At 43.9% G+C, this 11223-nt stretch carries 4 protein-coding genes, 2 tRNA genes and 3 rRNA genes; 6 read left to right on the forward strand and 3 right to left on the reverse strand.

Annotated features, from left to right (window positions below; translation table 11 throughout):
• Positions 1 to 41: 41 nt before the first annotated feature.
• Positions 42 to 608: an alkyl hydroperoxide reductase subunit C gene (gene ahpC, locus FHK88_RS03415; RefSeq protein WP_227429383.1), complete on the forward strand. Its 567-nt coding sequence runs from the start codon at positions 42 to 44 to the stop codon at positions 606 to 608.
• Positions 609 to 765: 157 nt separating this feature from the next.
• Here the strand turns inward: ahpC and FHK88_RS03420 are convergent, their stop codons facing one another.
• The 3 genes from FHK88_RS03420 to thrS form a co-directional block, all read right to left on the reverse strand.
• Positions 766 to 2013: a toxic anion resistance protein gene (locus tag FHK88_RS03420; protein WP_227429384.1), complete on the reverse strand. Its 1248-nt coding sequence runs from the start codon at positions 2011 to 2013 to the stop codon at positions 766 to 768.
• 316 nt (positions 2014 to 2329) lie between these two features.
• Positions 2330 to 2833, reverse strand: coding sequence for a translation initiation factor IF-3 (gene infC / locus FHK88_RS03425; protein WP_227429385.1), 504 nt, complete (start codon positions 2831 to 2833; stop codon positions 2330 to 2332).
• A gap of 23 nt (positions 2834 to 2856) precedes the next feature.
• Positions 2857 to 4791, reverse strand: coding sequence for a threonine--tRNA ligase (thrS, locus tag FHK88_RS03430; protein ID WP_227429386.1), 1935 nt, complete (start codon positions 4789 to 4791; stop codon positions 2857 to 2859).
• Positions 4792 to 6031: 1240 nt separating this feature from the next.
• Between thrS and FHK88_RS03435 the strand changes: the two genes are divergently transcribed.
• The 5 genes from FHK88_RS03435 (at position 6032) to rrf (ending at position 11173) form a co-directional block, all read left to right on the forward strand.
• Positions 6032 to 7565: ribosomal RNA gene (locus FHK88_RS03435) — 16S ribosomal RNA — on the forward strand.
• Between the two features lie 61 nt (positions 7566 to 7626).
• A tRNA-Ile gene (locus tag FHK88_RS03440) sits at positions 7627 to 7703 on the forward strand.
• Between the two features lie 9 nt (positions 7704 to 7712).
• Positions 7713 to 7788 (forward strand) — tRNA-Ala (locus tag FHK88_RS03445).
• Between the two features lie 298 nt (positions 7789 to 8086).
• Positions 8087 to 10940 (forward strand): 23S ribosomal RNA (locus tag FHK88_RS03450).
• Positions 10941 to 11059: 119 nt separating this feature from the next.
• Positions 11060 to 11173, forward strand: a 5S ribosomal RNA gene (gene rrf, locus FHK88_RS03455).
• The 16S, 23S and 5S rRNA genes sit together here with 2 tRNA genes alongside, the layout of an rRNA operon.
• Positions 11174 to 11223: the final 50 nt, after the last annotated feature.

The raw sequence follows: 11223 nt of genomic DNA on the forward strand, positions 1-11223 counted from the left end.
CTAAAAATTTCAATAAGTTTCACAATAAAAAGGAGCCAATCATGGCGGCTATTATTAACCAAGAAATCCCTGAATTTACTACCGAAGCATTTGTAAATGGTGAGTTCAAAACTATCTCATCTGAAGATGTAAAAGGCAGCTGGGCTATCTTTATGTTCTACCCACATGACTTTACTTTCGTTTGCCCAACAGAGCTTGAAGACATGGCAAACCATTACGAAGAGCTAAAAGGTCTAGGTGTAGAAGTATATGCGGTATCTACAGATACTCATTTCGTTCACAAAGCATGGCATGACGCATCTGAAGCCATTGGTAAAGTACAATTCCCAATGCTAGGTGATGGTACTGGTAAAATCACTCGTGGTTTTAACATCATGATTGAAGAAGACAACGCTGCATTACGTGGTACTTTCTTAGTTGACCCAGACGGTCTTATCAAAGTTGCTGAGATTCATGACCTAGGTATCGGTCGTAGCGCAAAAGATATGGTTCGCAAAGTAAAAGCTGCTCAATACGTTCGTGATAACGACGGTGAAGTATGTCCAGCTGCTTGGGAGCAAGGTCAAAGCACACTAAAACCAAGCTTAGACTTAGTTGGTAAAATCTAATTATTGCATGCTGATGTCTAAGCTATCAGTGATTTAAACTTATAGGTAGTTAAATCGCTTTAAGCTAACAAACAGCCAAATAAAACCCCACAAGTATATTTACTTGTGGGGTTTTTGTTATGATACTCAAAAAGCGATGAAATCTAGTTTTTGGTGATTATAGCTTGATATCAACCGTACTGTCTTTTTCTTGGCTAATACGCTTAGCATCAATCTCTTTTGAAACCTCAAGCACAGTTGTTTCATTGGCTTTATCAAGATATTTTTGTGCCTTATCTACTTCTGTTGTTAAGGCACTGACGGTTTGCTTCATATTATCCAATGCTTGTATCTTATATGTGCTAATCATATCCATAGTTTCATAGACATTATTAAACGCATTTTGTAGCTTATCTAGCTCAATGGTACTTGAAGTTGCTTGTTCATGAATCTCTGTAGATTGACGTTTCATCATCGCTGAGGTAGATTCGATTAAACTACTGGTAGTTTTATTCAGCGCAGTGATTTGATCAAGCACCAATTTTTGATTGGTCATCGCCTGCGCAACAACCACAGCCGTACGTAGTGCTGAGATAGTCGTTGTTGTTGCTCTATCAACGCCCTTAATCAGCTCTAGATTATTTTTACGAATGGTATCTAATGCCAAATAACCTTGAATATTGACAGCAAGCTGAGTCAAAAAGTCCGTATTTTTCTGACGCACATAAAATAGCATTTCTTCTTTGATAATGCGGGCTTTTTCAGGGTCAGTCGCTTCTATTTGATAAACCTTCTGCTCTAACTGTTCATCAATTTTTTTACCCACATAAATATATTGTCGAATTGACTGCATCAGATTCCACATATTGACTTTTTCTTGCTCAATCATGGCATTATCTTTAAGCAGTTCATCTTTACCATTATAAAGACTGGTAACAACAGCATTGATATGTGACTGTGCTGATTCATATTGGCGGAAGTAATCTTGTACTTTATTACCGAAAGGAATAATGCCAAAAAGCTTGCGTGAGCTGGTCAGCTCTTTTTTACTAGGGTCTAAATCTTCCACAATACCACGCAGCTCAGTCAATGACTTAGCAATAGGGGAATTATCAAACAAGCTTTTATCTAAGCTTTTGGCAGGCATTTCTAGCATGCGGTTTGATACTTGCGCTGATTCTCGAATCTCTTGATTACCGAGATTATGAATAGACTGTACATTTTGTTTAAACTCTTCACTTTGTACAGGGTTGGTGATGACATGATTCACAAAAGCATCGACTTTTGCATCTAGCTCAGGTATTTGACTGGCATCAAGCTTCACCATTTGATCGGCTTCACTCGTCGCAACCTCATGTACTGGCTCAGGTGGTGTTAAGCTAATAGAAGGTGTGTTGGCATTTTCTGGGGGTGTGAGTTCCTGCATAGTTTTATCCTTGAATTGTCGTCATAGCGTTAGTTGCTAAATGACTGAGATCTTAATATCTTAAAGTTTTAATGTTCAATTATGGTGCTAAGACACATATAAAATATATAGGCACCTAGTGTAAACCATTATTAAAATTTAGATTATTTAACAGACCTTAGTATAGTATGAACAGTACAGAATGATAAGTATACCAAGTTTGCCCTAGCATATAATGACAAAGACCACCATATGTGTATACATATAGTGGTCTTTATTTTACCATTCTAACTTTCATGCTTAATTAAGCACTTAAATAGACTAGGAGACGATAAATTTACTTTTTACGAGTAGGGCCAAGTAGCATACCCATCTGGCGACCTTCCATCTTAGGAGGTTGCTCAACATTAGCAATCTCAGCAGTATCCTCAATAATACGCTCAAGTTGCTGACGACCAAGGTCTTGGTGTGCCATTTCACGACCACGGAAGCGAATAGTTACCTTAACCTTGTCTTGGTCTTCCAAAAAGCTGACAATCTTGCGTAATTTTACCTGATAATCAGCTTCTTCAGTACTTGGACGCAGTTTCATCTCTTTAAGCTGAGTCTGCTTTTGGTTTTTTTTCGCTTCTTTAGCCTTTTGTTTTTGGTCATACAAATAGCGTTTGTAGTCCATGATTTTGCACACAGGCGGTTTAGCATCAGGCACTAACTCGACCAAATCTAGATTCTCATCACGTGCCGCTTTCATCGCGGTATCAATATCAACCACGCCCATTTGTTCGCCGTCTTCTTTAACCAGACGGACTTCTTTGACGCTGATATCTTCGTTGATGTTCAAACGGTTTGACTGTTTAATGGGTCTTACTCCTCATCAGTTTTAGTTTGTTGTCGCCCCTTCTGAGCGACGGCTTGTTGTAATAACTTAATAAAATCAGTAACAGACATCACACCGAGGTTTTCTCCCTCACGGGTACGCACATTAACCTGTCCCGATTCGACCTCTTTATCTCCTAATACTAGCATATAAGGAATACGTTCAAGAGTTCTTTCTCGTATCTTAAAACCAATTTTTTCATTACGCAAGTCACTAATGGCACGAACCCCTGCATTTTTCAGCTCAGTGACCACATTTTCGCATGCCTCAGCTTGTTTATCAGTGATATTCATCACCACCACCTGCTGTGGTGCCATCCAAACAGGCATCCAACCCGCATAATGCTCAATTAACATACCAATAAAGCGTTCAAACGAGCCTAAAATTGCACGGTGTAGCATCACGGGTCTCTCACGCTCACCTTGCTCATTAATAAACTCAGCATCTAAACGCTCAGGTAAATTAAAATCTAGCTGTAGCGTACCACATTGCCAAACTCGACCTAAACAATCTTTAAGGCTAAACTCAATCTTAGGACCATAGAACGCCCCTTCACCTTCTTGTAGCTCCCACTCCAGACCGGCAGTATCAAGTGCATCTGCTAAAGATTTCTCAGCCTCATCCCATAACTCGTCAGCCCCAACCCGCTTTTCTGGACGAGTTGACAACTTCATAGCAACATCATCAAAGCCAAAATCTTTATATACAGCTAAAGTCAGTTTAATAAAGTCTTGAGCTTCTTGCTTAATTTGAGCATTGGTACAGAAAATATGCGCATCATCTTGGGTAAAGCCACGCACTCGCATGAGTCCATGCAACGAACCCGATGGCTCATTACGATGACACGAACCAAACTCCGCCAAACGCAGTGGCAAATCACGATACGACTTTAAGCCCTGATTAAATACCTGAACATGGCAAGGGCAGTTCATCGGTTTAATCGCATAATCACGGCTTTCACTGGCAGTCGTAAACATATTTTCTGCATAATTTTGCCAGTGACCAGAACGCTCCCACAAACTACGGTCCACAATCTGTGGTGTCTTAATCTCTTGATAGCCGTTATCTTGTTGTACCTTGCGCATATACTGCTCAAGTACCTGATAAATTGTCCAACCATTTGGATGCCAAAACACCATCCCTGGTGCTTGCTCTTGCATATGAAACAGATTTAAAGCCTTACCAATCTTACGATGATCACGTTTTTCGGCTTCCTCAATACGCTGAATATACGCCTTTAACTGTTTCTTATCTGCCCAAGCCGTACCATAAATACGTTGCAACTGCTCATTTTTAGCATCACCACGCCAATACGCACCGCTCATTTTTGTCAGCTTAAACACCTTCAAAAAGCGAGTATTCGGCACATGCGGGCCACGACACATATCCACATACTCTTGATGGTGATATAGCCCAAACTCTTTTTCCTCAGGCATATCATTAATCAACTGTAGCTTATAACTCTCATTACGGCTCTCAAAAATCTCAATCGCCTCCGCACGAGGAGTCATCTTCTTAATCACATCATAATTTTGATTAATCAGCTCCATCATACGTTTTTCAATAGCTTGCATATCATCAGGTGTAAATGGTGTCTCACTATAAATATCATAGTAAAAACCGTCCTCAATCACAGGACCAATTACCATCTTCACCTCAGGGTACAACTGCTTCACTGCATGTCCGAGCAAATGTGCACAAGAATGGCGAATAATATCCACCCCATCATCATCTTTAGGCGTCACAATCTCAACCGACGCATCCTCAGTAATTGGATCGCACGCATCAACAAGCTTACCATTCACACGACCAGCCACCGTTGCCTTTGCCAGACCCGCACCGATACTCTCAGCAACCTGCATCACCGAAGTCGCACCATCAAACTCTCTCACACTGCCATCAGGCAAAGTAATCGCAACCATAATCTTATATCCAAACAATTAACGAATAATATTTATATCACTATTATATAGCAAAAAAAGCCAACATATCTTGTTAGCCCTCATATATTGTCATTATAAACTATTATAAGAAGCAAATCCCGCTATTCGCTCATATCTACCCGACTGGGCGGAGCGAGGGCACGAGCTGAGACATTGCTGTTGTCTCGACACTATCTCAGACTCTAGCCCTCGCACCCCGCCCAGCCGAGTAGGATACCGCTACTATCGGGGCTAAAAAGCCTTATCCGGACCGACCATCACCTTAAAAAAAGCTATCGCAACAGAGTATTCCACAGTAACAACACCAAATCATACCTATATCCCTATATTAATAAATATAATGTTCCAATTATTCCATAAAGCATACTACCTCAACCCTAACCTCTAATCCTCTACACTTACATGAACATAGCTCATCTGGTTGAATATATAGATATATCTTTTCAGATTGAAGGGGAGACTAAGCGTAATTCATTAATAGCCAAGCATACTTTTTGAAACACATAATATAGCCACCTCAGGCTCTTTAGAGCACCTCGAAAATAAAATAAAAATTTTTTTGCAAAACCGCTTGACCCAACTTTAAAACTGTATATAATGTGCGACCTGTTGAGGAGGAAGGCTAGCTTGGGAAATTGAGTTAGTGGATATTTGAAGTTGGGTGGAATTATTCAGAGATGGATAAAAACAACCAACTAAAAATAAAGATAAAAAACTTCTTGACAGTGAGGGAGATTAGCGTATAATACGCACCTCATCGGGACGAGCTAAACACTTTAATGAAACAATTGATTAATTGTTGAATGGAAGGGTTTAGATTGAAACGAAGAAAAAAAGAATTGAAAAAAAGCTTGACAGATATTAAAAACATGATATACTGGATGGCTCACTAAGCAAGATAAACACTCAAATATGAGTAACTTCAAATTGAAGGCTATCTTAGTTTAGATATAACATACAATGGAAGACATTGTATGTCAACTATTTAAAAGCAAACTAAAGAACAACTTGTGTGGATTTTTGCTGACACAGAATGTTAATGAATTAAAGTTGGTCAAAGACTAACTATAAAAAGATTATCATTCTTTAAGGCAAGAAAACTCAAAAGTTAATTCATTACGAACATACGAATGAGCAATAAAATGCCAGTAGTCGAAAGACTATACGATTAAAGAATGAGCCAAGATTAGGAATCATCTTAAAAGATTCCAAGAAGATTAAACTGAAGAGTTTGATCATGGCTCAGATTGAACGCTGGCGGCAGGCTTAACACATGCAAGTCGAGCGATGAAGGTCTAGCTTGCTAGACTGGATTAGCGGCGGACGGGTGAGTAATGCTTAGGAATCTGCCTAGTAGTGGGGGATAGCTCGGGGAAACTCGAATTAATACCGCATACGTCTTACGGGAGAAAGGGGGCTACTTGTAGCTCTCGCTATTAGATGAGCCTAAGTCAGATTAGCTAGTTGGTGGGGTAAAGGCCTACCAAGGCGACGATCTGTAGCTGGTCTGAGAGGATGATCAGCCACACCGGAACTGAGACACGGTCCGGACTCCTACGGGAGGCAGCAGTGGGGAATATTGGACAATGGGGGGAACCCTGATCCAGCCATGCCGCGTGTGTGAAGAAGGCCTTTTGGTTGTAAAGCACTTTAAGCAGTGAAGAAGACCTTATGGTTAATACCCATAAGCGATGACATTAGCTGCAGAATAAGCACCGGCTAACTCTGTGCCAGCAGCCGCGGTAATACAGAGGGTGCAAGCGTTAATCGGAATTACTGGGCGTAAAGCGAGCGTAGGTGGCTAATTAAGTCAGATGTGAAATCCCTGGGCTTAACCTGGGAACTGCATCTGATACTGGTTAGCTAGAGTAGGTGAGAGGGAAGTAGAATTTCAGGTGTAGCGGTGAAATGCGTAGAGATCTGAAGGAATACCGATGGCGAAGGCAGCTTCCTGGCATCATACTGACACTGAGGTTCGAAAGCGTGGGTAGCAAACAGGATTAGATACCCTGGTAGTCCACGCCGTAAACGATGTCTACTAGTCGTTGGGGGACTTGATCTCTTAGTGACGCAGCTAACGCAATAAGTAGACCGCCTGGGGAGTACGGCCGCAAGGTTAAAACTCAAATGAATTGACGGGGGCCCGCACAAGCGGTGGAGCATGTGGTTTAATTCGATGCAACGCGAAGAACCTTACCTGGTCTTGACATACACAGAATCCTGTAGAGATACGGGAGTGCCTTCGGGAATTGTGATACAGGTGCTGCATGGCTGTCGTCAGCTCGTGTCGTGAGATGTTGGGTTAAGTCCCGCAACGAGCGCAACCCTTTTCCTTAGTTACCAGCGGTTTGGCCGGGAACTCTAAGGATACTGCCAGTGACAAACTGGAGGAAGGCGGGGACGACGTCAAGTCATCATGGCCCTTACGACCAGGGCTACACACGTGCTACAATGGTAGGTACAGAGGGCAGCTACACAGCGATGTGATGCGAATCTCAAAAAGCCTATCGTAGTCCAGATTGGAGTCTGCAACTCGACTCCATGAAGTCGGAATCGCTAGTAATCGCGGATCAGAATGCCGCGGTGAATACGTTCCCGGGCCTTGTACACACCGCCCGTCACACCATGGGAGTTGATTGCACCAGAAGTGGTTAGCCTAACTTAGGAGGGCGATCACCACGGTGTGGTCAATGACTGGGGTGAAGTCGTAACAAGGTAGCCGTAGGGGAACCTGCGGCTGGATCACCTCCTTAAAAACGACATTCGGTCAGCAAGAATTCACAACAAGTTGTTCTTTAGTTTAAGCTAAGCTCGGGGTCTGTAGCTCAGTTGGTTAGAGCACCGTGTTGATAACGCGGGGGTCATAAGTTCAAGTCTTATCAGACCCACCAAATAACTACGGGGCCATAGCTCAGTTGGTAGAGCGCCTGCCTTGCACGCAGGAGGTCAGGAGTTCGACTCTCCTTGGCTCCACCATGATATAGAGTGAAGCGAAAGCAGAACAAAGTAATTTTATATATAGATTATTTTCTTCTGTTTTATACAGATGATAATGACCTGACGAAGGCATTATGATTATTTAAAAACATAGATATGAGTCTGGGTTAAGTTATATATACACAATATATAATTTAACCTGATAATCAACCTTTAATGACATCAGTTGTTATCCCAAGGGTTGGTTATCGAAAGTAAAGAGAACTGAATCAAGCGTAAACATAGGTGATATCGTTATCATTACTACATAGAATCCTAAGACTAATTGGGGTTGTATGGTCAAGTAATGAAGCGCACATGGTGGATGCCTTGGCAGTCAGAGGCGAAGAAAGACGTGACAGCCTGCGATAAGCTTCGGGGAGGTGGCAATATCCTGCGATCCGGAGATTTCTGAATGGGGAAACCCACCTAGCATAAGCTAGGTATCCTAATTTATTAGGAAGCGAACCGAGTGAAGTGAAACATCTCAGTAACTCGAGGAAAAGACATCAAATGAGATTCCCCTAGTAGCGGCGAGCGAACGGGGAGGAGCCGACGGACTCTAATGTAGAAGAACAGTGTGGGAAAGCTGACCATAGTGGGTGATAGTCCCGTATTCGAAACATTAGAAGAAGCATATTAAGTAGTGCGGGACACGAGAAATCCTGTATGAAGATGGGGGGACCATCCTCCAAGGCTAAATACTCCTGACTGACCGATAGTGAACCAGTACCGTGAGGGAAAGGCGAAAAGAACCCCTGTGAGGGGAGTGAAATAGAACCTGAAACCGTGTGCGTACAAGCAGTGGGAGCGGACTTGTTCCGTGACCGCGTACCTTTTGTATAATGGGTCAGCGACTTATATTCTGTAGCGAGGTTAACCGAATAGGGGAGCCGTAGGGAAACCGAGTCTTAATAGGGCGTCTAGTTGCAGGGTATAGACCCGAAACCGAGTGATCTATCCATGAGCAGGTTGAAAGTGCCGTAACAGGCATCGGAGGACCGAACCCACTGTCGTTGAAAAGCCAGGGGATGACTTGTGGATAGGGGTGAAAGGCTAATCAAACTCGGTGATAGCTGGTTCTCCCCGAAAGCTATTTAGGTAGCGCCTCGGACGAACACCATTGGGGGTAGAGCACTGTTTCGGCTAGGGGGTCATACCGACTTACCAAACCGATGCAAACTCCGAATACCGATGAGTGATATCCGGGAGACACACGGCGGGTGCTAACGTCCGTCGTGGAGAGGGAAACAACCCAGACCGCCAGCTAAGGCCCCAAATTCCTAGTTAAGTGGGAAACGAAGTGGGAAGGCATAGACAGCTAGGAGGTTGGCTTAGAAGCAGCCACCCTTTAAAGAAAGCGTAATAGCTCACTAGTCGAGTCGGCCCGCGCGGAAGATGTAACGGGGCTCAAACTAGGAGCCGAAGCTGCGGATTTGAAAATTGTTTCAAGTGGTAGGGGAGCGTTGTGTAAGCCTGTGAAGGTGTGTTGTAAGGCATGCTGGAGGTATCACAAGAGCGAATGCTGACGTGAGTAACGATAATGCGAGTGAAAAGCTCGCACGCCGGAAGACCAAGGGTTCCAGTCCAACGTTAATCGGGGCTGGGTGAGTCGACCCCTAAGGCGAGGCCGAAAGGCGTAGTCGATGGGAAATTGGTTAATATTCCAATACTTGTTTATGATGCGATGGAGGGACGGAGAAGGTTATGCCAGCCTGGTGATGGTTATCCAGGTGGAAGGATGTAGGTAGAGTGATTAGGCAAATCCGGTCACTTAATACTGAGATCTGATAGCAAGCTGTACATGTACAGCGAAGTGGCAAATACCATGCTTCCAGGAAAAGCTTCTAAGCGATAGTCATAAACGAATCGTACCCGAAACCGACACAGGTGGTCAGGTAGAGAATACCAAGGCGCTTGAGAGAACTCTGCTGAAGGAACTAGGCAAAATGGTACCGTAACTTCGGGAGAAGGTACGCTGTCGATGGTGAAGGACTTGCTCTGTAAGCTATTGACAGTCGCAGATACCAGGCTGCTGCAACTGTTTATTAAAAACACAGCACTCTGCAAACACGAAAGTGGACGTATAGGGTGTGATGCCTGCCCGGTGCTGGAAGGTTAATTGATGGGCTTAGCGTAAGCGAAGGTCTTGATCGAAGCCCCAGTAAACGGCGGCCGTAACTATAACGGTCCTAAGGTAGCGAAATTCCTTGTCGGGTAAGTTCCGACCTGCACGAATGGCATAATGATGGCAGCGCTGTCTCCAGCAGAGGCTCAGTGAAATCGAAATCGCAGTGAAGATGCTGTGTACCCGCGGCTAGACGGAAAGACCCCGTGAACCTTTACTACAGCTTTACATTGAACTTTGACCTGACTTGTGCAGGATAGGTGGGAGGCTTTGAAGCAGATACGCCAGTATTTGTGGAGCCATCCTTGAAATACCACCCTGGTCATGTTGGGGTTCTAACTCAGATATAACAGTATCGAGGACAATGTATGGTGGGTAGTTTGACTGGGGCGGTCTCCTCCTAAAGAGTAACGGAGGAGTACGAAGGTGCGCTCAGAACGGTCGGAAATCGTTCAAAGAGTATAAAGGCAGAAGCGCGCTTAACTGCGAGACCCACAAGTCGAGCAGGTACGAAAGTAGGTCTTAGTGATCCGGTGGTTCTGTATGGAAGGGCCATCGCTCAACGGATAAAAGGTACTCTGGGGATAACAGGCTGATACCGCCCAAGAGTTCATATCGACGGCGGTGTTTGGCACCTCGATGTCGGCTCATCTCATCCTGGGGCTGAAGCAGGTCCCAAGGGTATGGCTGTTCGCCATTTAAAGAGGTACGCGAGCTGGGTTTAGAACGTCGTGAGACAGTTCGGTCCCTATCTACCGTGGGCGTTGGAAATTTGAGAGGATCTGCTCCTAGTACGAGAGGACCAGAGTGGACGAACCGCTGGTGTTCGGGTTGTCATGCCAATGGCATTGCCCGGTAGCTACGTTCGGATGGGATAACCGCTGAAAGCATCTAAGCGGGAAGCCCACCTCAAGATTAGATTTCCCCTAAGAGCCGTTCAAGACTAGGACGTTGATAGGCAGGGTGTGGAAGCGTAGTGATACGTGTAGCTAACCTGTACTAATTGCTCGTTTGGCTTGACCATACAACACCCAATTGGTTTTGTATAAACAAGTCTTGATAACGATTTTATATCATCCGATTTTACTTAGCTTGATTTAGCTTAATATATTTAACACTTTAGACTCATATCTAACCCCCTTTGCTGACGACAATAGCAAGATGGAACCACCTGATCCCTTCCCGAACTCAGAAGTGAAACATCTTAGCGCCAATGGTAGTGTGGTTCGCCCATGTGAGAGTAGGTCATCGTCAGCTCCCTATACCTAAAGCCCCCTTTAACATTCGTTAATGGGGGCTTTTTATTG

It is taken from the genome of Psychrobacter sp. I-STPA6b (genome assembly GCF_020662265.1).
Lineage (GTDB): Bacteria > Pseudomonadota > Gammaproteobacteria > Pseudomonadales > Moraxellaceae > Psychrobacter.